The organism is Desulfosudis oleivorans Hxd3, assembly GCF_000018405.1.
Taxonomy (GTDB): Bacteria; Desulfobacterota; Desulfobacteria; order Desulfobacterales; family Desulfosudaceae; genus Desulfosudis; species Desulfosudis oleivorans.
This window is the reverse complement of the sequence record NC_009943.1, coordinates 2,896,025-2,921,516: the sequence shown is the minus strand read 5'-3', so window position 1 is coordinate 2,921,516 and position 25,492 is coordinate 2,896,025. Positions and strand designations below refer to the sequence as shown.

Annotated in this window: 15 protein-coding genes; 8 read left to right on the top strand and 7 right to left on the bottom strand. The window is 56.5% G+C overall.

Annotated elements, in window-relative coordinates; translation table 11 throughout:
* Window positions 1–486: 486 nt before the first annotated feature.
* The 3 genes from DOLE_RS12405 to DOLE_RS12395 are packed head-to-tail and all read right to left on the bottom strand — an operon-like array spanning window position 487 to window position 7,630.
* Window positions 487–2,865: a tetratricopeptide repeat protein gene (locus DOLE_RS12405; protein WP_012175835.1), complete on the bottom strand. Its 2,379-nt coding sequence runs from the start codon at window positions 2,863–2,865 to the stop codon at window positions 487–489.
* The gene (locus DOLE_RS12400; RefSeq protein ID WP_012175834.1) at window positions 2,862–5,345 is read right to left on the bottom strand and encodes a tetratricopeptide repeat protein; all 2,484 of its coding nucleotides are present in this window, start codon (window positions 5,343–5,345) and stop codon (window positions 2,862–2,864) included. Before DOLE_RS12400 ends, DOLE_RS12405 begins: the two co-directional genes overlap by 4 nt.
* Window positions 5,342–7,630: a tetratricopeptide repeat protein gene (locus DOLE_RS12395; RefSeq protein ID WP_012175833.1), complete on the bottom strand. Its 2,289-nt coding sequence runs from the start codon at window positions 7,628–7,630 to the stop codon at window positions 5,342–5,344. Before DOLE_RS12395 ends, DOLE_RS12400 begins: the two co-directional genes overlap by 4 nt.
* A gap of 179 nt (window positions 7,631–7,809) precedes the next feature.
* On the opposite strand from DOLE_RS12395, the gene DOLE_RS12390 reads away from it, so the two are divergent.
* The 4 genes from DOLE_RS12390 (at window position 7,810) to DOLE_RS12375 (ending at window position 14,961) form a co-directional block, all read left to right on the top strand.
* A complete protein-coding gene (locus tag DOLE_RS12390) occupies window positions 7,810–9,219 on the top strand; it encodes a B12-binding domain-containing radical SAM protein (RefSeq protein ID WP_012175832.1) in 1,410 nt (469 codons plus the stop codon).
* 10 nt (window positions 9,220–9,229) lie between these two features.
* Entirely contained in the window at window positions 9,230–11,284 is a 2,055-nt protein-coding gene (locus tag DOLE_RS12385) for a tetratricopeptide repeat protein (RefSeq protein ID WP_041280546.1), read from the top strand.
* A gap of 129 nt (window positions 11,285–11,413) precedes the next feature.
* Window positions 11,414–13,183, top strand: coding sequence for a tetratricopeptide repeat protein (locus DOLE_RS12380; RefSeq protein ID WP_012175830.1), 1,770 nt, complete (start codon window positions 11,414–11,416; stop codon window positions 13,181–13,183).
* Window positions 13,180–14,961 (top strand): tetratricopeptide repeat protein, encoded by a 1,782-nt coding sequence (locus DOLE_RS12375; RefSeq protein ID WP_012175829.1) that lies wholly within the window; start codon window positions 13,180–13,182, stop codon window positions 14,959–14,961. Before DOLE_RS12380 ends, DOLE_RS12375 begins: the two co-directional genes overlap by 4 nt.
* Before the next feature lie 77 nt (window positions 14,962–15,038).
* Here DOLE_RS12375 and DOLE_RS12370 read toward each other — a convergent pair whose 3' ends face one another.
* The 3 genes from DOLE_RS12370 to DOLE_RS12360 are packed head-to-tail and all read right to left on the bottom strand — an operon-like array spanning window position 15,039 to window position 19,197.
* Complete coding sequence (locus tag DOLE_RS12370) at window positions 15,039–15,728, bottom strand: glycosyltransferase family 2 protein (protein WP_012175828.1); 690 nt, start codon at window positions 15,726–15,728, stop codon at window positions 15,039–15,041.
* Entirely contained in the window at window positions 15,725–17,212 is a 1,488-nt protein-coding gene (locus tag DOLE_RS12365; RefSeq protein WP_041280545.1) for a glycosyltransferase family 39 protein, read from the bottom strand. The genes DOLE_RS12370 and DOLE_RS12365 overlap by 4 nt, the downstream gene beginning before the upstream one ends.
* A gap of 38 nt (window positions 17,213–17,250) precedes the next feature.
* On the bottom strand, window positions 17,251–19,197 hold the full coding sequence (locus DOLE_RS12360; RefSeq protein WP_012175826.1) for a tetratricopeptide repeat protein: 1,947 nt from the start codon (window positions 19,195–19,197) through the stop codon (window positions 17,251–17,253).
* A 78-nt stretch (window positions 19,198–19,275) separates the two neighbouring features.
* Between DOLE_RS12360 and DOLE_RS12355 the strand changes: the two genes are divergently transcribed.
* The 3 genes from DOLE_RS12355 (at window position 19,276) to DOLE_RS12345 (ending at window position 23,159) form a co-directional block, all read left to right on the top strand.
* A complete protein-coding gene (locus tag DOLE_RS12355) occupies window positions 19,276–20,040 on the top strand; it encodes an FKBP-type peptidyl-prolyl cis-trans isomerase N-terminal domain-containing protein (protein ID WP_153304423.1) in 765 nt (254 codons plus the stop codon).
* Window positions 20,041–20,048: 8 nt separating this feature from the next.
* Complete coding sequence (locus DOLE_RS12350) at window positions 20,049–21,629, top strand: phospholipid carrier-dependent glycosyltransferase (protein WP_012175824.1); 1,581 nt, start codon at window positions 20,049–20,051, stop codon at window positions 21,627–21,629.
* A gap of 114 nt (window positions 21,630–21,743) precedes the next feature.
* The gene (locus DOLE_RS12345) at window positions 21,744–23,159 is read left to right on the top strand and encodes a B12-binding domain-containing radical SAM protein (RefSeq protein ID WP_012175823.1); all 1,416 of its coding nucleotides are present in this window, start codon (window positions 21,744–21,746) and stop codon (window positions 23,157–23,159) included.
* A 13-nt stretch (window positions 23,160–23,172) separates the two neighbouring features.
* On the opposite strand, the gene DOLE_RS17530 is transcribed toward DOLE_RS12345, so the two are convergent.
* Window positions 23,173–24,309: a hypothetical protein gene (locus DOLE_RS17530; RefSeq protein ID WP_012175822.1), complete on the bottom strand. Its 1,137-nt coding sequence runs from the start codon at window positions 24,307–24,309 to the stop codon at window positions 23,173–23,175.
* Window positions 24,310–24,719: 410 nt separating this feature from the next.
* On the opposite strand from DOLE_RS17530, the gene DOLE_RS12335 reads away from it, so the two are divergent.
* Window positions 24,720–25,466, top strand: a complete 747-nt coding sequence (locus DOLE_RS12335; protein ID WP_012175821.1) for a glycosyltransferase family 2 protein — start codon at window positions 24,720–24,722, stop codon at window positions 25,464–25,466.
* The last annotated feature ends 26 nt before the right edge of the window (window positions 25,467–25,492 follow it).

Genomic DNA, 25,492 nt, shown 5'->3' with positions numbered 1-25,492 from the left:
GTTTGGTTCTGGTTTGTGAAAGGGGCCGCCGCGTTTTTTCGGCGTGTCTGCCGTTCGCCCCCGACCGTCGGGGTGGCCCGCTTTCGCTTATGTTCTCCCTCTTCGCGTTACGAGGTGAGATTCAAAAAACAACTTTTAGCGTTTTTAGCCTCACCCCCTTTCGCACATGTAAACATTGTTTACGGGTTCTACAAATATCACCGGGACTGTTTGAGTGTCAAGAAAAATTTTTACCCCTTTTAAATTTTTGTGGCCCACCTGGAGCCGGGCCCGTGGAAAACCATTTTCCTTAGATTTATCGAATCAAGGGCTGCAACGATCGTGCCGGTTTTTGTTTCTGGGCCATTGATTTTTTAATCTTTTGGAATGCCAAAAGATACGGTTCTGTCCGGCCGGCGGGGGTTGCGGCGGAAGATAAAAACCCAGGGACAATTGCCGTTTTTTGTACGCCCGCCTGACAAAAAGTGGCTTGCGGCCGGTTCCGGCTCAATCGGCGCTTTTCTGGATCAGGCGGTCAAAGGCCTCGGTGTGACGGATGTTGTCCAGGTCCTTGTCGGTGCGGATTCGGTCCATATCGTCATATCCCGCGGCAAGGGCGTTTTCAAGATTTGTCAGGGCCGGCGCCACCTGGTGTTGCCGGGCGTACAGGCAGGCCAGGTTGTAATAGACCACGGCATTGTCCGGCGCGAGCCGGGCCAGTTTTTCAAAACAGGTGATCGCCTTTTGTATGTCGCAGATATCGGCATAGAGCGTTCCCAGGGCGTTGAGACAGGCAGCGTCATCCGGTTTTAAGACAATGGTTTTTTCATAGGCGGCCAGGGCTTTGTCCTGCATGCCCACTGCCGCGTACAGCCGGCCCAGTTGAAAAAGGCGGGCCGGGTCGCCGGGGGAGGCGGCCACTGCCTGCTCAAGGGCGCGGATTGCCAGGCCGTAGGTCTCAAGGGCGGCCTCAATTTTTTCCAGGTTGCTCGCCGCGTCGGCAAAACCGGGGTTGCGTTCAAGGGCCCTGCGGAAAAAGGTCATGGCCTGCCCGCTGTCACCCTGCCGGTGAAGGGCAATGCCCAGGTTGTTGAATGTCTCCGCTGAAAGGGGGGTTATCGCAAGTGCTTTGCGGTAAAGCGCAACAGCCTGACCGGTGTTACCACAGGCCATGTGCAGGGAGCCCGCAAGGTTGAGGGCCAGGTCATAGCCGGGGTTGAGGTCAAGGGCACTGTTCACATGGCGCCATGCAGCGGCCAGGTCCGTCTGCCGGAAGCGGACCAGGCCCAGGTTGTAGTGAACAGCCTCTGTTTCAGGGGCCAGGGTCAGGGCTTTTTGAAAAAACGGCTCTGCCTGATCGGGCCGGTCCATGTCCAGCAGCACCTTTCCCATGTTCAGGTAACCGGGGGCAAACCCGGGGTTCAGTTTTATCACGTTCTCGAAACACTGCACCGCCTTCTGTGTCTTTCCGGTATGCTGATAAAGCACACCCAGGTTGTTGCGGGCCTCCGTATAGTGTGGATCCAGGGTGAGGGCTGTATTGAAAGCCGTCAGTGCCTCTTCTGAAAGCCCGGCCGTTCTCAATGCCAGGCCCAGATTGTTCCAGGGCCGGGCCAGGTTCGGGGATTTTTCTGTCACATCCTGCCACAGGGCTACTTCGTCTGCCCAGATGGCGTTACGCTGGTATGTCCAGAATCCCCAGAGGAGGGTTAAAGCGCAGAGAAAACCAATGGCCAGGGGCCGGGGCCGGATATATGTAACAGCAGCCCAGGCCAGGGCCGCAACTACAAAGACAGAGGGCAGGTAGGTGCGGTGTTCAAACACCAGGGCAAGGCCTAAAAAAGAGGACTCAATGGCCAGGTTGCCGAGAAACCAGACAATGGCAAAGGAGACCAGCCGCTTTCTTTTTGCCGTGACAAAAGCGGCCGCCACCAGACCGATCAGGCCCAGTATGGAGACCAGGGTGGTGACCGGATCGACCAGGGAGACAGAGATGGGAAAGTCATAATCCAGGTTGAGCCGCCCGGGGTGGGGAAAAAAAAGCAGCGAAAGGTAGAGAAAAATCACCCTGGGTTCGGTAAGGAGGCGCTGGCCCATGGTAAAGCCCTGGGAGTCGTACATGGCCATGATTTTTTCTATCGGGGAGGCGCCCAGGTATATTGCCGCAAGTGCGCCAATGATGACCACTGCTCCGCCGATCCACTTTGCCTGTTGTTTAACCCATGCCCGGTCCAGGTCCTGGAAAAAATACCATTCATAGACCAGAACAAAAAAGGGCAGGGTGGCGGCGATCTGCTTGGAGAGCACGGCCAGAATGCCGGACAGGCCGCAGAGGGCAAAAAAGAGAATGCCAAGGGGACGGCCGGTCCGCTGCCGGAGCCGGCCCTTTATATAAAGGTAGAGGGCGAAAAGAAAAAAGAGGGTGGCCAGGGCGGTCATGCGCTGGACGATATAGGTCACCGCCTGGGTATGGACCGGGTTGACGAGCCAGACCAGGGCTGCCAGGGCAGCGATCAGCTCTTTTTTTTCATTGCCCGTAAGGCCCAGTGTCTGACGCACCACCAGAAACATCAGAAAACCTGTCAGAATGTGAATGGCGATGTTGACCACGTGGTATCCGGCCACGTTATAGCCGTGAACATAATAGTTCAGCGCAAAGGTGAGGCTGGCCACCGGCCGCCGGGTTCCGACGGTGGCCGCGTCGGCAAGATCGGGGAAGGACAGACGGGTTATACGGATGTGGGGGTTTTCAAAAATGTTGGGAAGATCGTCAAATACAAACGGGGCCGTCAGGGAGTTTGAGTAAAGGACTACGCCTGCTGCGGCAAGAAGGAGCAGCGTGGCCCCGGCCTGCCAGAAGCCGGCGGATGTGGCCGGGGATCTCATTGCCCCTGCTCCTTCACTCGCACCAGGTCTTTGTAAAAGCCGGTGTCGCGGATATTGTCCAGATCTCTGTCGGTGCGGATTTGTTCCAGGTTGTCATACCCGGTATCCAGGGCTTTTTTTAGATTTGTCAGGGCTGGCTCCACCTCGTTCTGCCGGGCGTAGAGGCAGGCCAGGTTGTAATGGATCACGGGATTGTCCGGCACCAGCAGGGCCAGTTCTTCAAAACAGCCGGCAGCCTTATCGAGCCGTCCGGCTTGGGCGTGAATCATGCCCAGCCGGTTCAGGCAGGCGGTGCAGCCGGGGTCTATGCTCAGGGCTTTTTGGTAAAGGTTCTCGGCAGCCGGGAGGTTTCCGTTCTGCTGGTGCAGGATGCCGGTTTTAAGCAGCAGGCCGGCATCGTCCGGACGGGAGGCGGCCACGGTTTCAAGGTAATGCAGGGCGCTGTCGATCTTTCCGGTTCGAACCAGGGCATCGGCCAGGTTGGTGTGGGCCGCGGCAAATCCGGGGTCAATGGCGATGGCCTTTTGGTAGTGGTCGATGGCCCTGTCTGTTTTTCCGGCCTGAAGCCATAAATTTCCCATGGCGTTATGGGCCAGGGCATGGTCCGGTTTCAGGTGCAGGGCCTGCTCAAGCTGGGCCATGGCGTTGTCGGGATTGCCGGTGCGGGCCAGCAGTTCGCCCAGATGATACCGGGCTTCGGCCGACGCCGGGTCCAGGCGGATCGCTTTTTCAAGAAGGGCGGCGGTTTTTTCCCGGTCTCCCTGTTTGTCGGCAATCAGGGCCAGGTTCATCAGCGCCTCGGTGTGGCCCGGGTCTTTCTGCAGCACTGCTTCAAACAGGACGGCGGCCTCCTGCTCCCGTCTTTGGGCCAGCAGAATAACGCCCAGCGTGTTTTGTATTTCCAGGTCATTCGGGCTTATTTGTAATCCCTTCTCACACCATGCCATGGCTGCTTCACTGTCGCCGAGCCGGTGGCAGGCAATGGCCAGGTTGCTGTATGCCATCATAAAGAGGGGGTCTGTCTCAATGGCCTTTTCAAGAAGGGGCCTGGCCTTTTCCGGTTGGCCGGTTTCCAGAAACAGGGCACCCAGGTTGTTGTAAGGGTGGATGTAGCCGGGATCGATTTCGATTGCTCTGTTGTACATGGCCATGGCCTGGTCCGTCTGACCCTGGTTTTTCAGGGCCAGGCCCAGGTTGTTCCAGGGCCGGGCCAGGTTGGGGGATTTTTCTGTCACGTCCCGCCACAGGGCCGTATCATCGGCCCAGATGGTGTTTCTCTGAAATGTCCAGCAGCCGAAGATCATTGTGACGGCGCAGAGAAACCCAATGACCAGGGGCCTGTGCCGAATATATGTAATGGCGGCCCAGACCAGGGCCGCGACTACAAACACAGAGGGCAGGTAGGTGCGGTGCTCGAACACCAGGGCCAGACCGATAAAAGAGGACTCGATTACCAGATTGCCGCAAAACCAGACAATGGCAAAGGAGACCAGCCGCTGTCTTTTTGCCGTGACAACAGCGGCCCCCAGCAGTGCGATCAGGCCGAGGATGGAGACCAGGGTGGTGAACGGGTCGATCAGGGAGACAGACACGGGAAAGTCATAGTCCAGATTGAGCCGGGCCGGGTACGGAAAAAAGAGCAGCGAAAGGTATAAAAATATTACTCTGGGCTCGGTTAAAAGCCGCTGGCCCATGGTAAAGTCCTGGGAGTCGTACATGGCCATGATTTTTTCTATCGGGGAGGCGCCCAGGTATATTGCCGCAAGCGCGCCAATGATAAACACGGCTCCACCGATCCACTTTGCCTGTTGTTTAATCCATGCCCGATCCAGGTCCTGGAAAAAATACCACTCATAGACCAGAACAAAAAAGGGCAGGGTGGCGGCGATCTGCTTGGAAAGCACAGCCAGGATGCCGGACAGGCCGCAGAGGGCAAAAAAGAGAATGCCAAGGGGGCGGCCGGTCCGCTGCCGGAGCCGGCCCTTTATATAAAGGTAGAGGGCGAAAAGAAAAAAGAGGGTGGCCAGGGCGGTCATGCGCTGGACGATATACGTCACTGACTGGGTATGGACCGGGTTGACGAGCCAGACCAGGGCTGCCAGGGCAGCGATCAGCTCTTTTTTTTCATTGCCCGTAAGGCCCAGTGTGTGGCGGACCACCAGGAACATCAGAAAGCCGGCAAGAATGTGGATGGCGATGTTGACCACGTGATACCCGGTCACGTCATAACCGTGAAAATAGTAGTTGAGCGCAAAGGTGAGGCTGGCAACAGGCCGCCGGGTCTGGACGGTGGCCGCGTCGATAAGGCTGTCGATGGAAAGCCCGGTCATGCGGATATTCAGGTTATCCAGAATGTTGTGGCCGTCGTCAAAGGTGAACGGCGCGGTCAGTGTGTTGGAATAGATCAGAACGGCTGTTGCGGCCAATAGAATCAGCACGGCGCCGGCCTGCCAGCGGTGACGAAGAAAAGACAGGTTCATTTGCCCGGCTCCTGTGAATCGATACGGGTTTTGTAAAATTCGGTGTCGCGAATGGGCGCAAGGTCCTTGTCGGCGCGGATCTGTTCCCGGTTGTCATACCCGGCGTCAAGGGCTTTTTTCAGGTTTTCAACAGCCGGTTCCACCTGGTTCTGCCGGGCGTACAGGCAGGCCAGGTTGTAATAGATCGTGGCATTGCCCGGCATCAGGGCCGACAGCTTTCGAAAACACTCAACAGCCTTTGCCGGCTGGCCCATGGCGGCGTACAGGACGCCAAGGGCGTTGAGACTTGGTCCATGGCCGGGTTGCAGAGCCAGGGCCTTTTGGTATTGTGAGATGGCTCCGTACCGCATGCCGGCAGCCTGGTAAACCTGGGCCAGGCGACAGGAGAGATCCACGTCGTTGGGGGTCTTGTGCAACATCTGTTTAAGCTCCGTGATGGCGGGGCCGTGTTTTTCAATGGTTTGCCGCACCCGGGCCAGGTTGTTGGCCGCGCCGGCATAGGCCGGATCCGCGGTCAGGGCTTTTTTAAAGAACGAGGCCGCCTGATCCGGGTTGCCCTGCTGATAGGCGATAATGCCCAGGTTGTTGTAGGCCTGGGCAAAACGGGGGTCGGTTTTAAGTGCCCGCTGATAGGCGGCGACAGCAGCCTCGTGATCACCTTCCTGCATCAGGATGACCCCCAGGTTGTTGTGGGCCTTGCTGTAGAGCGGATTGACCCGAAGGGTCTGCTCAAAAGCCGTGCGGGCCTGGGCCATGTCTTTTAAGTCAAAAAAGGCCAGGCCGAGATTGTAGTGGGCGTCGGCATAGGCCGGGTTGATCTCCAGTGCCCTGCGGAAGAACTTTATGGCCTCTTTGGGACGGCCCAGCTCCCTTAATATAAAACCGCTGTTGTTGTGGGCCTCCATGTGATTCGGATCAAGGGCAATAGCCTTTTGAAAGGCCTGAAGCGCCGCCTCGCTGTTTCCCGCTATCTGCAGGGCCATTCCCAGGTTGCTCCAGGGCCGGGCCAGGGTGGGGGATTTTTCTGTCACATCCCGCCACAGGGCTACTTCGTCGGCCCAGATGGCGTTACGCTGGTATGTCCAGAATCCCCAGAGGAGGGTTACGGCGCAGAGAAAACCAATGGCCAGGGGCCGGGGCCGAATATATGTAATGGCGGCCCAGGCCAGGGCCGCGATTACAAGGACAGAGGGCAGGTAGGTGCGGTGTTCAAACACCAGGGCAAGGCCTAAAAAGGAGGACTCAATGGCCAGGTTACCCAGAAACCAGACAACGGCAAAGGAGACCAGCCGGTATCTTTTTGCCGTGACAACAGCGGCCGCGACCAGGCCGATCAAACCCAGTATGGAGACCAGGGTGGTAACCGGATCGATCAGCGAGACAGACACGGGAAAGTCATAATCCAGGTTGAGCCGCCCGGGATAGGGGAAAAGAATCAGGGAAAGATAAAGAAAAATCACCCGGGGCTCGGTTAAAAGCCGTTGGCCCAGGGTAAAGTCCTGGGTTTTATACATGGCCATGATTTTTTCTATCGGGGAGGCGCCCAGGTATATTGCCGCAAGCGCGCCAATGACAACCACTGCGCTGCCGATCCATTTTGCCTGTTTTTTAATCCACGCCCTGTCCAGGTCTTGGAAAAAATACCATTCGTAGACCAGGATAAAAAAGGGCAGGGTGGCGGCGATCTGCTTGGAGAGCACGGCCAGAATGCCGGACAGGCCACAGAGAACAAAGAACAGGGAGCCAAGGGGGCGGCCTTCCCTTTGCCGGAGCCGGCCCCTTATATAAAGGTAGAGGGCGAAAAGAAAAAAGAGGGTGGCCAGGGCGGCCATGCGCTGGACGACATAGGTCACCGACTGGGTATGAAGCGGGTGGACGGTCCACACAAGGGCTGCAAGCCCGGCAACCATGTCCCGTCTTTCAAGGTTCATCAGGCCCAGTGTGTGGCGGACCACCAGGAACATCAGAAAGCCTGTCAGAATGTGGATGGCGATGTTGACCAGATGGTAGCCGGTTATGTCATAACCGTGAAAGTAGTAGTTGAGTGCAAAGGTGAGGCTGGCCACCGGCCGCCGGGTTCCGACAGTGACCGCGTCGATGATGCCGTCGAGGGAAAGCTCGGCCATGCGAACATGAGGATTCTCAACGATGTTATGGGCATCATCAAACACGAAAGGCGCGGTCAGAGAGTTGGCATAGGTCAGAATGGCGGCAGCCGCGATGATGACAAGAAGGAGTAATGGCCACCAGGGCCTCGGCGGCAGGGAGGGATGGGTATCGGTCATGGGCTTTACTCCGGATGTGGTGTGAGTAGAACCTGCTGTAATCATGTTCCAAAGGGCTATATCAGATTCCATTTTTTTTGACAACCGGCAAACGGCTTTTGTCCTGCCGGAATAAGTTTGAAGTTTGCCCGGCCCTTCTGGTATAGTGAGTGTCCATCAAATTCAGACCAGGCAGGCAAATGAGCATTCATCGCCACTCCCGACACGTTGTGCTTGTGTTTCCCAGGTTCCGTTACAAGTCAGGGGATATTCCCATTGGCCTGGCTACGCTGGCGGCCTATATCCGGGAACGGGTGCCGGATATGTCTGTTTCGATCCTGGATACCACCTTTTCCCCGTCCTTTGCCTTTGTGGAACGATATCTTCAAAAGCATCGGCCTGATATCGTGGGCGTTTTTGTGGATGTGCTGATGGCTGAAGACGCGGCAAAAGTCGCTGCCATCGCCAAAAAACACGGGGCTGCCGTGATTGCCGGCGGGCCCCACGCCACCATGGCGCCGGAGGCCGTTCTGAAGGAAGCCGTGTTTGACGCGGTGTGCGTCGGCGAAGGGGAAGAGACCTTCCGGGAGTATATCGAAGCGTTTTACGGAAACCGGAATTTTGCGGCGGTCAAGGGGCTTTGGTTCAGGCAGGCGGACGGCACGCTTTATAAAACCCCGGAACGGGGCTTTATTGAGGAGATTGACGCCCTTCCCCGGCCCGCCTTTGACCTGTTTGACATGGAGCGCTACATTCGTATCTTCATTCAGATGGATTCCCATGACCCGGCCCTGCGCGGGGTCTCGCTGACCGTTTCGCGGGGGTGCCCCTTCAACTGCACATTCTGCCAGCCGACGGTTCACAGGACACTGGGCAGAAAAGTACGAATCCGTTCCCCGCAATCCGTTGTGGCGGATCTTGCATACCTGAAAGGCGCCTATCGCATCGAATGTTTTTATCTGTCCGACGATCTTCTTACGGTATTGCCGGACTGGATTCGGGAGTTCTGCGCCCTGCTGGAGAGCCGGAGACTTGACCTGCCCTGGGGGTGCAACACGCGGGTTGACACCATTGATGCCGACATGATGGCCCGAATGAAGCGGGCCGGCCTGGTCAAGCTCAAGGTGGGCATCGAGTCGATCACGGACCGCATTCGCAACGGCCTTTATAATAAACAGATCACCCGCCTGCAGATAACTGACACCCTTGCCGCCGCCGAAAAGCTGGGAATTCAGGTCACCGGGTTTATCATGGTGGGCGCGCCCACCGAAACCGCCGCCGAGGTCTGGGATACCATTCGGTTTGCCGCCACCTCCAGCCTGGACGAGATGGTGCTTTCCGTGACCACCCCGTTTCCGGGATCGGCCCTTCATGATCACGTGATAAAACAGGGATGGCGCCTGCCGTCCCGATTCCGGCTGTACAATTACTACCAGGTCCGGCGGCCCCGGATGAGCGACGACCAGATCAGCAACGCCCGCCTTTTTGTGTACAAAAAGGCGGCCAATGCCTATTTTTATTTGCATCCGTCCCGGCTGGCCACCACCATCCGTTCCGTTGTAGGCGGGGCCTGGCTGCGCAAACTGCTGATCAAACTGAGAAGGGTATAAGCGTTTGGCGATGAAGACCATCCACCAAAAACGGTTGTGGCCCGCGGCGCTTGCCATGGCAGTGCTTGCCGCCCTGACCCTGGGGGTTTACCATGACATCGGCAGTCACGCGTTTATAGAATTTGACGACAGTTTTTTTGTGGAGGCCCCCCATGTTCAGAATGGCCTGACACTGGATGGCCTGAAACAGTCCTTTACCACCCGGGAGGGCATGTGGTTCCCGCTCACCTGGATTTCTCACATGGCGGATGTTCATTTTTACGGCAACGATCCGGCCGGCCACCATTATACCAACCTGTTTTTACATCTGGTCAACACACTCCTGCTGTTTCTCGTTCTGTGGCGCATGACCGGTTCCCTGGGATCGGCCCTGGCGGTGGCAGCCCTGTTTGCCGTTCATCCCCTGAACACAGAAACGGTTTCCTATATTGCATGCCGCAAGGGTTTGCTGTCCACGCTTTTCTGGATACTGGCCATGGGCGCCTATACACAATATGCCCGATCACCGTCTGTGGGACGATACCTGGTGGTGACGGTCCTGCTGGTTCTGGGCATGATGGCCAAGCCCATGCTAATCTCCCTGCCGGTTATTCTGCTGCTGCTGGATTTCTGGCCCCTGGGCCGGTTGTCAAAGGGGCGGGTCTGGGACCTTGTTAAAGAAAAGATGCCGCTGCTGGCCATCAGCCTGGTGTTTCTGGGGATCACGGTTTCCGTCCAGCAGCAGACCGGCGCCATAACCTCCCTGGCGGAACTGCCGGTTTTTCTGCGGATTCAAAACGCGCTGGTCTCTTACGTGCTGTATATCGGAAAGATGCTCTGGCCGGTTTCCCTGGCCGTGTTTTACCCCTTTCCCAAGGCAATCCCCCTGTGGCAGTGGGCCGGATCAGCCACCCTTCTGGTTCTGATCACGACCGTCTCCTGGCGGGCACGGACCAGGGCGCCCCATCTGATTGTGGGCTGGGTCTGGTACCTTGTGACCCTGGTGCCGGTCATCGGCCTGGTAAAGGTGGGCCAGCACGCCATGGCCGACCGTTATGCCTACATTCCCTTAATCGGCCTGTTTGTGGCCATTGCCTGGCACCTGGCCGGTTATGCGGCGGCCCGGCCAGGCCGGCGATTTGTGGTGTGGGGCCTGGCAGCGTCCGCCGTGGCGGTTTTGGGTGTAATGTCGTTCCGGCAAACCGGGCACTGGAAAAACAGTACCACGCTTTTTGAGCATACCCTTGCCGTGACCGAAAATAACGACCTGATTCACAACAACCTGGGAAAAGTCTGTTTTGAAAGGAAAAACTATGCCTGCGCCCATGAGCAGATCACCGAGGCCTTGCGTATCAATCCCTATCTTCCCCAGGCCAACTACAACATGGGCCTGCTGCTGATCAAGGGGGGAGATACGGACCGGGCGGTGCCTTATTTTTCCCGGGCACTGGAGGTGAAACCCGATTTTTTTGACGCGCGATATGCCCTGGCCAATGTTTTTTTTAATAAGAATGATTTTGAAAACGCGCTGAACCATTATATCCGTATTTTGAAGGACCGGGAAACCGCGCCGGCCGGGCTGCTGGCCGACACCCATAACGACATGGGGGTCATCTATGCCCACCGCAAGAAAATAGACGTGGCTGAAAGCCATTTCCTGGAGGCCCTGTCCCTGAATCCCGGCCTGGCAGCGGCTCACAACAACCTGGGCCTGCTGCTCTCTTCCCGGGGGGAGACCGGCAGGGCCGAGGATCATTTTCGCAGCGCCATGGCACTGACCCCCGGGTTCCTGGACGCGGCCAACAACCTTGTGGCGTTGTACCGGACACAGGAAAAGTATGCCGAAGCTGCCGGCCTTTTGGAACGGCTGCTGGCCGAGCGGCCGGACAGCGCGGCCAGCATCGCGTACAACATCGCCTGCCTTTATGCCGTTCAGAACGACAGGACGGCGGCGATAATGTGGCTGGAGAGGGCCCTCAGCAGCGGGTTTGACCTGTGGCCCCTGCTGGAACGGGATGTCGACCTTGAGAACATCCGGGACACTGAATATTATAAGAATCTCATGGCGGGCCGTGGCGACCGTTAAGGCCGGCAACCGCGGCGTGCCCGGCGACGGATTTTTTTTGCGGCATTTTTTAATGGGTGTTCATCCATGCTTTTATGCGGGCACGAAAAACGTTTCCAATCCGTAAAATGAGAAAAAAGCCGTTTATGGATGGAAACCAGAGAGGCTGTATTGCCGAACAAACCGGTCAAGAGAACGCGGTCCCTGGGTACTCACGCGGGCGTCTGTCTGCTGCTGGCGGCGCTTTCCCTGGCTGTATTTCTGCAGATACGGCATCATGACGCCGTATCTTACGATGATCCGATTGTCACCGAAAACAGGCATATTCAGCAGGGACTCTCTTTTTCCTCCATTGTCTGGGCGTTCACGGACGTTCCGGACAATATGCCTTACTGGGTGCCTGTGGTGATCCTTTCCCACATGGCGGACTTTCAACTTTTCGGGGACAACTTCGGGCACCACCACCTGACCAGCCTGCTGTTTCATGTTCTCAGCGGCATCACGCTGTTTCTTGCTCTGTCCCTGACCACCGGCCGGTCGTTTCCGGCCGGTATCGCGGCGATGCTGTTTTCCATTCACCCGCTGAACGTGGAGCCCGTGGCATGGCTGGCGACCCGGAACAGCGTTCTGGCTGTTTTTTTCGGCCTGCTGGCCGTGGCCGCCTACCTGTATTACGCCCATGGCCCTTCCTGGCGACGGTATGCGACAGTATTGCTGATGTTTGTCCTGGCCCTGGCGTCAAAATCCGAGATAGCACCGCTGATCGCGGTGTTCTGCCTGCTCGACTTCTGGCCCCTGGGCCGCGCCGGCACCGGTGGCGTGCCGGCGCGGCGCCTGGTGCTGGAGAAAATTCCCTTTCTGGCAACGGTGGGCTGTGCCTTGCTGACAGGCCGGCTTCTGGGTGCCGAAGCCGGATCCCGCCCGCCTCTTCCCGGGCCCGGTGAATGGTTCCTGAAGACGGCCTCGTCTTATCTGACCGCCATTGGAAGGCTCTTCTGGCCTGTTGACCTGACCCTTATTCGGCCGGCGCCTCCGGGATCAGAATCGTTGTGGCCCGCGGTCGCCGGAGTCATCATCCTGGCAGTCGTCACGGTGGTCGTGATTCGGGCCCGCCGGTCCCGGCCCTATCTGCTGACGGGGTGGTTCTGGTTTGTTTTTTGCCTTGCGCCGGTTGCGGTCATGATGGCCGGGTCGGGCCGTGTGCTGGCGGACCGGCATACCTATCTGCCCGCCATCGGGCTTTTTATCATGGCCGGCTGGATCGTCGCCGACCTGGCGCAACGGTTCCGGCGGTTTCGTCCCGCGGTTCTTTGCGTGACTGCCCCCGCCATTATCGCTCTGGCACTTGTCTCCCACGCCCATGTACGGCATTTCCGGGACAGTGAGACTCTTTATCGACACGCGGCGGCCCTGCACCCCGGCAACATTCAGGCTGTCACCAACCTTGCCGACACGCTTCTGGAAAAAGGCCGTATTGATGAAGCCATCGCCTTTTACCGGCAGGCGCTTTCCATGGATCCCGAAAACGCGCTGGTCCACAACAATCTCGGCGCGGCGTTTTTGAAAGCGGGGGACCGCCAGCGGGCCGCCGCCGGTTTCCGGCAGGCCCTGAAATATGATCCCGGCCACCCGATGGCCGGTAACAACCTGGGCAACCTGCTGGTTGAAATGGGACGAACAGACGAGGCCATTGCCTGTTTTGAAAAGACACTGACCCCGGACAACCCCTTTTTGTACAAAGCGCACAATAACATCGCCACGGCTTTTGCGCGCAAAGGAGAGTTTGACAAAGCGGTGTTTCACCTGCGTCAGGCCCTGGCCATTCAACCGGACTATGCCACCGCAAGAGAAAACCTCGTCAGACTTCTGATGATGCAGCAGCAGGGCGCCGCAGCTATCGGAGGAGATGGCGATCGTTGACGAAACCCAGCCGGACGGACGTGGTCATGAAGAAGCATGGTAGGGAAATTTTTATCAGCCTGCTGCTGGCGATGGCCGTGCTTGTTGTATACGCACAGGTCCGAAACTTCGAGCTTGTAAGGGATGACGACTACACGGTCATGTCTTACGCGGACGTCCATACGGCCCATGGGTTTGATATCTCGGCCGCGTTCACGGGCGGGCCTTCCTGTTTCCCGTACCGGGTGCCGCTGGTCATGTTGTCTCACATGCTGGACCTTGTGCTTTTCGGCCAAGCCTTTGGCCTGCACCACATGGTCAACGTTTTTATCCACATCATCAATACGTTGTTTCTTTTTTACGCGTTTCGGTTCGCCACCGGCGATACATGGAAAAGCGCCGGCCTGGCGGCGCTTTTCGCCGTTCATCCCCTGAACGTGGAACCGGTGGTATGGCTGCCCTGCCGTGTCACCCTTTTGAGCGGCTTCTTTTTTATCCTGACCCTTTTGTGTTATTTCCGGTATGCGAAAAGGCCGACGAAGGCCGGGTATGCCCTGGTTCTCCTGTTTTATGTGGCCGGTCTCTTGGCAAAACCCGAAGTCATTTATCTGCCTTTTGTTCTACTGCTGATGGACTACTGGCCGCTTGGCCGGTGGCGCGGGACAGCCCCTGCATATAATCCGTGTGCTCTTCCAGAGCATGCGGGCCTGTCTGTTACCGCTTTGCTGAAGGAAAAAACGCCTCTGTTTCTTGTCGCACTGGCGGGAGCTGGCCTGGCGACGTATCTGTACATCAAAACACCTGTCCGCGGTATGATTCCAAAAGACTCGATTCTTCCTCTTTTCACGGATGTCTTGGCCGGCGTTCCGTTATCTTATCTCGTTTATTTGTTGAAGATTCTTTTTCCTTTTAATCTGTCTGTTTTCAGCGGGCTTGACTATGTGCCACCGGGGGCATGGGAAATCGCGGGCGCAGCGGTTTTATTTTTTCTGATAACGGGCTTGGTATTCTATACCGGCCGCAGGCGGCCTTACATGATTATCGGCTTGCTCTGGTTTCTTCTTACCATGGCGCTGCCGGTCGTTCTGAGCGGCCTGTTTCGGCATTCGCTGATCCACCGATATACCTATCTACCGGGAATCGGCATACTTGTCATTCTGGTGTGGGGCGGGCATGACATCTTTAAACATAACCGACACCTTTTATCTTTTTTTGTGGCGACTTTACTCGTTCTTGTTCTGGGGTCTATGACACTTTCATGGCGGCAGACCGCAATCTGGAAAAACACCGCCACCCTTTATGAAAGTCTTCTCAAAAGCGGCCACCGCCCGGCGGAAGATGTTTATACCGACCTGGGGAACATTATGCTGGGAAGGGGAGCGACGGACCAGGCGATTGTTTATTATCAAAAGGCCCTTGCGCATTCACCGGCGGACCCCCGCCTTTACCATTGCCTGGGTCTTGCCCATGCGCGAAAAGGGGCCGTGTCGGCCGCGCTGGCCGCCTATCACCGGGCACTGGCCCTGAATCCGGATTTTGCCCTGGCCCATAACAACCTGGCCAATCTGCTGGCCGATACGGGACAAATCGACGAGGCCATTGATCACTACAGGGCGGCCCTGGCGGCAGACCCCGGGCAACCGGAATTTTATAATAATTTAGCCACGACCCTGGCGCAAAGCGGGCGGATACCGGAAGCCATTCAGCACCTGGAAAAAGCGCTTGCCATCGACCCGGAATATCAGACCGCCAGAAAAAACCTGGCACGGCTTCGTGTCATGGAATCGTCCGGCGAATAACCTGAATATTTTACGCGGTGAGTCGGGCAAAGGACGCAAGGCGCGGAAAATGAACAGGCAGGGGCGAACCGGCGCTGCTATCCGTTGTCGATTTTTTTTCGGATAAGACCGATTCCCACACGCAGGCCGTCCCCCACAGCCGCCGAATTGAAGGAGCTGTTGGTAAACGTGTAGGTGACGGGGATTTCCTGAATAGAAAGTCCGTGGGTGTATATTACAGCAAGGGTCTCCATGTGGAATCCGAAGGATCTTGATGCAAGGGAAGCATTCAGAACCGTTTGCAGCGCTTTTTTTGAATACATTCTGAACCCGGACGTGCAGTCTGAAAAGGCCGGTCCTTTCAGATCATGCCAGGTATCTGAAAGACCGTAGTTGACGATGCGGGCCGCGCATTGGGAAATCAGTTTCCGGTGGGCCGGAGTTCCAATGGTTTTCCGTCTTGCCCCGATGACAAGGTCGTACCCGTCATGCTCAAAAAACCGGGGCAGGTCCTTCGGGTCGTGGGAGAGCCCCGCGTCCATGGTCACGGCAACGTCGTAGCCGTTGTCCGCGGCAAACCGCATGCCGTCGAGAATGGCGCCGGGAATGTGGGTGCGCCTGGCGTGGGTGATGATGTGAATGCCGGAAATGGCATGCAGACGGTCGCCGGTCTGGTCCGTGCTGGCGTCATTAACAAAGCACAGGTCGGCGTGGGGCCTGGCCGCCTCGGCAATAGCGCCAACGGTTTTTTCTTCATTGTAACAAGGAATGATGACCAGTCTTTTCATGGCGGGGATGTTTCACTCCCTGTGACATTTTTTCGCCGGTCCGCGGATGTCGTGTCCGGCGGCACCCTTTTGTACAGGTACCAGTTCCAGCCCGAAACGCCGGCATAAGGGAATATTTTTTCCAGCCGGTAGACGTGCCTGTCATTGGGCCGGTACAGTGCGGCTATTTCCCGGTTCAGCTGCTGGGAATGACGGATCAGCCAGTCCGTACCTTCGGTGGGCCATTGTCCTTCTCCGATATAGATCATTTTGGTGTTTTGAGGAAGGTATCTGGCATAGAAGTATAAGATCGGCAGGTTGCGAAAATCATTATCGCTGCCGACAAGAATAGTTCGGTCGTCATCGCGTGGGGCAGTCGCTCTCGGGCCTGTGTGGGGTTGCGCCGCCATATAGAACATGGCACCCAGGTAATCCCCTCTCCCAATGGTGATCAAGGCGTGGGTGCGGGTGATATTGCCGTAAGAAAAGAAAAGTACAAAAAGCAGGCAGAGTGTTTTGGCCAAGCGATTCCCCTTATAACAGGCGGCGATTCCGATGGCCAGGACGATATAAGTGAACGGAAACGCGACCAGGGAAAAACGGAAATACATCAGTTGCCGGCCGAGGTTTCCCAAAAGAGGGGGCAGGCAGACGGCCAGCAGCAAGAAAATCGCAACCGCCGCGTTTGTTCTGTATAAAGAACACCATCCGTAGAGAAAAACACAAATAAAAAGAAAGAGGCCGGCAACAAACCATCCCCCTGTGGACGGGGTGCCCATGAGGGCTGCCACCACGGTAGCCAGAAAATCCGTGATAAATTCAGTCGATCGACTGCCGATGTTGCCGACCGCCATATTTCTGACAAGGTAGGCATGCGACAGGTAAGCCATCGGCAGCAGCGGCACCAGATGGCATTTCAGGATGTGGGCCATGAAGGTTCGGAAGGACGAGGACGCGCGCAGTTCGTGCATAACCGACCACAGGAAGATGGCCAGCCAGATGAACGCCACGGTAAGGTTGGCCAACAGACCCATCGTGATGGTGAACCAAAACAACACAAGCGGTCGTATGCCGCGCTCCTGCCAGTACTGCTGAATAAAGAAAAACGCGGATACCAAAAAAAACAGGGCCGGCGCGTATCCCCGCGCCTCTGAAGAATAGAGAATAAAAGGGTGGGAAACCGTCGCCATGAAAAGCGCCGGCATTCCCGCGGATGGACTGAACCGGTCTGCCGCCCGCCATATGAGAATCAACAGGAGCGTGCCGGTGATGAGGGACGGTACGCGGAACCATCTCCAGTCATAAGGATCACCCATCATGTACATAAAGAAGGTGTTCAAAGGATGGTTGTTGTCCACTACATTGACGACCGTCAGCGCCTGCCATGGTTGAGTCATATGCCGACTCAGCATATATGACCATATCTCATCAAACCACAAACAGTCGCTGGCGGCGGCGATGCGAAGGCCGGCGCCCGCGCAGAGCAACAGAACGACAACGGTCATTACCGGGGGGCTGTATGCTTGTAGGTAGTGCGTTCGTGTCATGGCCGTGGTGGCAGGGACTCCACCGGTTCAGGCTGTGTCAGTATTCGCGAAAGCGTCATTTGGAGAGCCCGGTTATGGGGTTGAATATTGAGGGCCAGTCGGTAGGCTCTGATTGCGTTTTCTAAGTCGCCTGTGTGATAATAGGAGAGCCCCAGTTGCTCAAATGCCTCTGCCCGGAACGGATCGATTTTTAACAGCATGAAAAACCGGTCTATCGCTTTCTCGTATTCGTTGCGCGTCAGATGGATTTTTCCCAGTCTTTGGTAAACGTCCGTGTACAGGGGGTCGATATCCAGCGTTGTTTCATAGGCGGTAATCGCAGCGTCGATTTTTCCCTGTCGCTCCAGCAGTTGGCCTGTTCCGTAGTGGGCCTCGGCATTCCGGGGATCCACGGCCATGACTTTTTGATAATAATGGTTCGCCGCTTTATCCCATCCCAATCGTGTCATGACAGTCGCCAGCCGGTTATCCCATGCCATCAGTCGGGGCCGTCCGGGTTCGCCAGCGTAAAGCAGCGGCCCTGTTGTTTGACCGGTCAGTTTTTTAGACACACCCTTGATGTTTAAATGGGCCATTACGTTTGTCGGATAAATGCTGAGCGATTTGTTGAAGTGGGCAATCGCCTTTTCATAATTGCCGATTTTAGACAGCAGTGCCCCGACGTTGTTGTGGGCCATCCAGCACAAGGGGTCCTTTCGCAGCGTATCCCGCCACAGAGTATGGAGGTTCTCATATTTATTCTGTTCCTGCAAGGTACGCGTGCCAAGCAGCAACAACAGGACGGAAAACAGAATGCAGGCTGTTTTAGCGGGAAATCGATGGATGCCATGAAACAGGCGATGGGCCGCAGCCGTTATCAGGGCGATCAGGGCGATGCCGGCCATGTACTGAAAATGGTCCGCCACAAAGGAATATCGCATGGGATAGTAATTGATAAATCCCAGGGCGGGAAAAAGCGCTGTCGCAAAAATCGCCACACCGGTCAAAGCCCCCCTGCCCAGCCGGCCTCTTGTCACCCAGAGTAGAATAAAGGCCCCAAGCGCGCCGACGGGAAACAGATACTGCCACCATACAGTGGCGTTGATGTCCCACCGGGGATAGATGAACACCAGGTTTGCCGGCCAGACCAGTTTGTATGCGTAAAACCAGAGGGCCCGCCCGGCGATCAGCACACGGTCGATTGTGCTGAAAGCCCATTCCATCCCGTAGGCCCCTACGTGGCTTTTTTCCATGATGACGGTGTGCAGCGCGGCCGCGGCCCCGACAAGGAAAAAGGGAAGCGTTGCCACTGCTTTTCTGCCCCCCCCCTGAGGGTTTTTCCACCATACCAGCATCAGGAACGCTGCCGGCATCATGCAGGTGACGGTTTTGCTTAACAGGGCCGGTATAAAAAACAAAAAGGAGGTCATGTAGGAGAGCCGCCTGTTTGTTGAAGCCGTTTCGGGGTACTGGTTCCCGCCGGTTCCGGAAAGAGATGCGCGGATTAAAAACAGCAGGGAGAGCAGAACAAACATTCCGGAAAGTACATTCTTGCGTTCGCTGATCCATGCCACGGACTCCACGTTGACCGGGTGAAGCGCAAACAGGGCAGCGGCCGGCCATGCCCAGGGCAGGCGCAGTCGGGCCAGGATCAGCCATACCAGCACGGCGTTTGCGGCGTGCAGAAGGATGTTGGTGAAATGAAACACTGCCGGGTTAAGACCGAACAGATGATACTCGAGCCAGAAACTGGTAAAGACCAGAGGATAGTATTGCGGCGTGGCGCCGGGCTCAAGCCATATGCGTTTCAACCCGGAAAAGCCCGCAAGGGTCATGTTGTGAGTGATATAATAGTCGTCGTCCCAGATAAAGGAGTGGTCGGTGGATGGAAGATAGGCCACCAACACCATTCCCGCCAGTATTCCCGCCTGTATCCACCTGGATAAGATGAACCGCCTGATCATTGCGTCCCGTTGTTTTGGCTTGACAAGGTTTGGATAACCGGATAATAACATTAAGAATTTCAAAGCAAACAACCCTTTTTGGGTAAACTACAGCACCCTGCGGAAGGAATCAACATGAAAAAGCGCTTGCCATCTGCAGTAATGGCTTTTGGTATGTTGTGCATGACGGCCTGTTCAGATGGCGGAAAAGAGCAGGCGGCAAAAATTGATAACATATCAAAACAGTTCAGTTATATTGTAGGGCTGGAGATGATTTACACGCTTGAGGAACTGAAGACGGTCACTATTGACCGGGAAGCGTTTCTTCAGGGCATTGAGGACGGTCTGGCAGGCAACACACCCATGCTTTCTCCGGATCAGATGACTGGGGTAAAGGCCCTGGTTTCTCAGCAGGAGCGCGAATTTCACAACAAACGAATTGCCGCTGCCGCGGAAAAAAATTTAAATGAGCAGAAAGCCTTTCTTGCGGATAATAGAGACAAAGAGGGGGTTGTCGTTACCGCAAGCGGTTTACAGTACACGGTGTTGAGAAAAGGGGACGGCCCCCGGCCCGAGGCTGTCGATAATGTCCAGATCCACATGGTAGGGAAGCTTCTGGACGGCACGGTGTTTGAGTCCACCTATCAAAGGGGCACGCCGGTCTGGGTCAAGGTGGCCGGTGTCATCCCCGCTTGGGAAGAGGCGCTGACGATGATGAACGTCGGCAGCAAATACCGCTTTTTCATCCCGTCGGAACTGGCCCACGGCAAAGAAGGCAATTTTCTCGAAGGTGGCGTGATCGGTCCCAACGCCATGCTCATCGTCGATCTGGAGTTGCTTGCCATTCAAGAGAAGTCCGACTGATTTTTCTTATGATAATTCCCGCCCGAAAGATTCGTGTGCCGGGGCCTGTTCTGGTGCCGTGGCTGGTCTCTCTTCTTCTGTTTTCCCTGATGGTCTACGGCGGCGTTCGAACGCCGGACGGCGAGGTGGTTTTCCGTGTGGGAGAATCCCTTGCAATGAACGGCACTTTTGCTGTTGAAAAGGACCTGGAGGCATGGCCGGATTTTGGCCTGCCCAGAGGGTGTGACAACAGGCGATATTCGGGGTTCGCTCCCGCGCAGTCTGTCCTTCTGGCCCCGTTTATTCGGGTGGCCTCATGCCTTAACCAGACCCGATGGTATGAATACCGGCGCATTCCCATCAGCTTTGCCGCGGATGGATTCTCTTTCCGGTCCTACATTCTCAAACAGCGACCATCGGACATGGCGCCCCATGCCCTGCGGTTCCTGGTGTCCTTTTTTACCCCCCTGGTTTCAAGCCTCGTGGTGGTGTTACAGTTTCTGATCATTCGCCGGCTGACCGGCAGCCCGCTTGCGGCCTTTATCACAGCCCTGCTGCTGGGCCTGGCCACGCCCCTGTGGCACTATTCAGGAACGATGTTTGCAGAGCCCCTGGCCATGGTTTTTGTCCTGTTGTCTTTTTACCTGATTTCTCCGCGAAAAGATCTCAATACTTTCCCCGTTTCAGGTAAAGCCGTCCGTTTTTTGGGCAGCGGCCTGCTGTTGGGGCTTGCCTTTACCACCCATATCACGGCGATTTTGATGACACCCTTTTTTCTGGTGATTGCCATTTCTCCGTGGGCACGGTCGAAAACCGGCTTTTGGGAAAACCGGTGGATCTGTGCGCGGGTCGCGGCAGGCTTTACTGCCGGAACAGGTATTATGGCCCTGCTCTACGGCATCTATAATTACATGCGGTTCGGCAATCCTTTTGAACTGGGACGTCAGACCGCTGAGGGGGTGGCTTACGGAGTCTTTACCACTCCATGGGAAGGGCTGGCCGGTCTTCTTGCCAGTCCGGGCAAGGGGGTTTTCTGGTTCTGTCCCATTCTGATCGCCGCTGTTTTCTGGTGGCCGTACCTGCATAAACGCTACCGGTATCTCTCTTTTGTTATCATCGCCATGGTCCTGTTTCGCCTGCTTTTCATTGCGTGCCGCAGCGACTGGCACGGCGGTTTCTGCCTGGGGCCCCGATATTTTCTCATGGTGCTGCCGTTCCTGCTGATACCCATCGGGTGCCGGCTGGCCGATTTTTTCGCCGGGGACCGTCCGCCCGGTTTTTGGCGACCGGTTGCCGCCGGGGCGTTCCTGTTTGCCTGTACGGTGCAGCAGCTCTATTTCTGTCTCGGTGAACCCATATCCTTTTACTACATGCTCAGGATGGTCAATCTCCAGCAGGGAATCTCCATCATCGCTAACAACCAGATATATTTTCAGTGGAGCGCCTCTCCCCTGGTGGGCCTGTTTGATGGCAGACGGGGGCCGTTTCTCTTGCAGTCCGTCCCCCTGGGGCAGTGGGAACTGCTGGCACTCTGTGCCATGGCCCTGGCCCTGGTGACGGGGCTCCTCACTTTTTATTTGATCCGCACCAAAAGAAAGCGCTATACATAGCGCGGATGGTCATGCGTCCTCCTTGAGTCCGAAACGGCCACAGGCGCGACTGTGGCGCAAGACGCGGCCTGTTGAATAAAATCCGGGCGCGATATGTGAAAGGCACCGATTGCAGTGAAAAAGATCCGCGTGTTTCTGGTAAATGTGGGTGACCGGCCCCGGGTGTTTCAACTGGTGACGCCGCCGCTGGGTATCATGTCCCTTGCCGCTTATATACGGTCCAAGTTTTCCGCCGAATTCTGCCTGGTCAACCAGAAGCTGCACAACCTGTCCAATGACGCCCTGGTGAAGATGGCCGTGGATTTCAAGGCCGATGTGGTGGGGCTGGGCGCCCTGACATCGGCATCGCACAAGATCCCCTATATTACGAAAAAGCTTCGGGCCCTGTTGCCCGAGGCGTTGCTCCTGCTGGGCGGCCCCCATGTATCGGCCTTTGAGGAAAAATCCCTGGAAGGTAACGCGGCCCATGCCGCTGTGCCCGGTGAAGGGGAGCTGGTTTTTGAGGTGATTCTGCGCCACTGGTTTGAAGGCGATGGTCTGGCCGATGTACCGGGAATTTTCTGGCGGGACAAGGACGGCACCATCGTTATCAATCCAGGGCGCATGCCGTTCATTCAGGATGTGGACAGCCTGCCGCCCCCGGCCTATGACCTGATCGACCTGCCGGCCTACTGGAAGCGCCAGTCCATGCCGCCCATTCCCCGACGCCGGTATGCCTCTCTTTTTTCCAGCCGGGGATGCCCCTACAAATGCGCCTACTGCCACCGCATTTTCGGTGACACCTTCCGGGGCCACTCGGCGGACCGGATCGTGGATGAAATCGCGTTTCTTTCGAAAACGTACGGCATTTCAGATTTTGAGTTTCTGGACGATATCTTCAACCTGGACAGAAAACGGCTGATGACCTTCTGTGATCTGATTCACAGCCGCAATCTCAAGACCCGGCTGGTCTTTCCCAACGGGGTGCGCACCGATATTTTTACGGCAGAAGAGATCGAAGCCCTTGCCGACGCGGGCATGTATTTTGCCAGTTTTGCCCTGGAGACCGGCTCGCCCCGAATTCAGGGCCTGGTCAGAAAAAACCTGAATATCGGCAAGTTTTTAAAAAATGTGGAGATCGCGGTCCGGTGCGGGGTCTATGCCAACGGATTTGCCATGATGGGATTTCCCACGGAAACCGAAGCGGAGATGCAAATGACCATTGACGTGGCCTGCGGCTCCCGCCTTCACACCATCTCGTTTTTTACGGTCACGCCGTTTCCCAACACGGAACTTTACGAAATGGCCCGTCGCCAATGCCCGGAGAAGGTTGCGGCCATTGATTACGCTGACATGGAATATTCCGGAATTTCTATCAACCTGTCGGCTGTGTCGGATGACACCCTCTATACCTACCAGCGCAAGGCCAACCGGACCTTCTTTTTAAACCCCCTGCGCATGATGCGGATCGTCAGGGATTTTCCCCAGCCCCACCTGCTGCCTTTTTACCTGCCGGTTTTTTTGAGGCGGGCTTCCAAGGGATTACATTAAAGCGGGGGCGGCCTTACAGGAAAAGGGCGCAGGCGTCGGCCCACAACCGCAGGTTTTCTCCTGTGATGGCCATGAACACCCCCACCTCGGGCGGGCACCAGTCCGGCACAAGGGCCGTGGCCTCATCGCGCAGGAAGTCACCCAGCTCCCTGGTCCGGTCCGTCATGGCCGGCGCGGAAGGGGCAAACCGGTGCCGGAGCAGGTCTGCCAGCCAGTCGGTGAGCAGCATGCCCCAGTATTCCCGGCGCAGGTCGGCCAGCGCGTCATGGGGGTTGCGCGAATGCAGGGTGACGGGGTGGCCAAAGGCCGCGTGGTAACAGGTCCCCCGAATAAGGGCCTGTAAAAAATAGCCTCCCCACACGTCGCCGTACCGTTCCAGCCGGCCCCCGGGCATGTCGTGTCCCATGGGAACGCACAGGCAGGCCGGAATCAGGTTCCGGCACACGCTCAGGTTCTGGGTACTCAGGGGAATCCATGTGTTCTGGGAAAGTACGTGGGCGGGTTTTCCCACATAGGAGAGGCTTTCCACCGGGCCGTTGAGCCAGGTGACGGCGTCCAGGTCCGGCGCGCCGGTCCACAGCCCGGCCTTGACCCCGATGCGGGCATCGGCTTCAGCCAGTGCCATGTCTGAAGGGTCGTCCGCGTCTCGAAGCCGGAACGGGAATCCCCGGGGAAAGACCGTTCGCTTGGGGCTCAGCTCCAGGTAACGGCAGGTGTTGTGAAATCCGGAACCGGTTTCGATCATGGGGCCTCTCCACGGTTTTCCTGTATCGGCATGACCGTCGATGAAACTCTCCTCCGGCGGATAGTTGTCATCATCAATGGAAATCAGTATCTCGCATCCCGCTTCAAGGGCCTTTAAAAAACCGATGTTGCGCCGGGTTTCATTGTTGACCGGCAGGCGGCGGTAAAAATCGATGCAGCCTTTCCCCCAGGACTCCTGGGCGGCCATGTCCATATATTCGGTTTCCAGTCCCCTGCCGGTGAGGTCTTCGGCAATGGTACCGGCCGCCGCAGGGGTCTTCGTGTCGCCGATGATCCATATCTTCACCTGGCCTGTGTAGCCGGACCGGTTGATGTTCTCCAGGTAATCGTAGAGCACCCGGGGGGTATCGATGGTGGTCAACACGATGTGAAACGGTTTGCGCACGCTTGCTGCCCGTATTTTGAGGGTTGGATCTATTTGGGTGGTTGTCTTTTGGCCGCAGACCGTATATATACCAGTTCACAAATGCGATCAAGCAGATACGCCGTACATACGCAAACCGATCGGAATTGACTCGGATATTTCACGAGTTGATTTGGCCGCAGATGCAAGGCGCGGGACATGAAGCTGTAGTCAATCTACCGCGAATGCTCCGCAACACAGTCCCGCCGATGGCGGGACCAAGGTGACTCGCCCGAAGGGTGAATTTTTTCGACATAAAATTGGCATAAAATGCCACAAGTTGTTCATGATAGCTTGTATTTTCAAAAAAAGCCTGAGATCTATTACAACATTCTGTATATTATAAAAAACTTACCAATGTCGAAAAATTTCATGAAATATTCGGGTTAAGGATGACCGACGCGTCCTCATACATAAGACTTTCCATCATCATCACCGTCTACTCTGAGACCGGCGCCCTGGTCCAGACGGTGGAGCGGCTCTTGAAACAGGACCGGGATTATATTCACGAAATTCTTCTGGTGGTTTCCCCGTTTTCCTCTGACGCCTGCATGGCGGTGTGTCGGCAGCTGGCCGAAACACACACCCTGGTGACGATTCTGGTTCAACAAAAGAATCCCGGCGTGGGCCTTGCCCTGCGCCAGGGAATGGCCGCGGCCACCGGCACCCACGTGGCTGTGCTGTCGGCCGATCTTGAAACCGAGCCGGAAGCCGTGGATCGTATGGTCAGGAAAATCCAGGAGAGCGGATGTGACGTGGTGGTTGCCAACCGGTGGCTGCCCGGCGGTGGGTTTGCCCGGTACAATCCGGTCAAGCTGATGGCCAACTGGCTTTTTCAGCAGGTGTTCCGCAGGGTCTACGCTACGGATGTGGGGGATCTGACCTACGGCCTCAAGGTTTTGGAAAAAATCGTGGTTGACCGCATTTGCTGGAAGGCCACGCTTCACGAAATTTTTATCGAAACCACGGTCAAGCCGATCCGGTACGGGTATTCGGTTTGCCAGGTGCCCACCTTCTGGACCGGCCGCACCGAAGGGGTGAGCCGTAACTCGTTTTTCAAGAACCTCCGTTACGTGGGGCTGGCCCTCAGGGTCCGGTGGCGGCCGGTGCCACCGGACGAGGCAAAACCCAAAAAATAAGGGCGCGGCAGTATGCGGCGCCCTTA

Coding starts and splice junctions, on each gene's coding strand:
- DOLE_RS12405 (WP_012175835.1), bottom strand. CDS start 2,865: ATGAGATCCCCGGCCACATCCGCCGGCTTCTGGCAGGCCGGGGCCACG.
- DOLE_RS12400 (WP_012175834.1), bottom strand. CDS start 5,345: ATGAACCTGTCTTTTCTTCGTCACCGCTGGCAGGCCGGCGCCGTGCTG.
- DOLE_RS12395 (WP_012175833.1), bottom strand. CDS start 7,630: ATGACCGATACCCATCCCTCCCTGCCGCCGAGGCCCTGGTGGCCATTA.
- DOLE_RS12390 (WP_012175832.1), top strand. CDS start 7,810: ATGAGCATTCATCGCCACTCCCGACACGTTGTGCTTGTGTTTCCCAGG.
- DOLE_RS12385 (WP_041280546.1), top strand. CDS start 9,230: ATGAAGACCATCCACCAAAAACGGTTGTGGCCCGCGGCGCTTGCCATG.
- DOLE_RS12380 (WP_012175830.1), top strand. CDS start 11,414: ATGGAAACCAGAGAGGCTGTATTGCCGAACAAACCGGTCAAGAGAACG.
- DOLE_RS12370 (WP_012175828.1), bottom strand. CDS start 15,728: ATGAAAAGACTGGTCATCATTCCTTGTTACAATGAAGAAAAAACCGTT.
- DOLE_RS12365 (WP_041280545.1), bottom strand. CDS start 17,212: ATGACCGTTGTCGTTCTGTTGCTCTGCGCGGGCGCCGGCCTTCGCATC.
- DOLE_RS12360 (WP_012175826.1), bottom strand. CDS start 19,197: ATGATCAGGCGGTTCATCTTATCCAGGTGGATACAGGCGGGAATACTG.
- DOLE_RS12350 (WP_012175824.1), top strand. CDS start 20,049: ATGATAATTCCCGCCCGAAAGATTCGTGTGCCGGGGCCTGTTCTGGTG.
- DOLE_RS12335 (WP_012175821.1), top strand. CDS start 24,720: ATGACCGACGCGTCCTCATACATAAGACTTTCCATCATCATCACCGTC.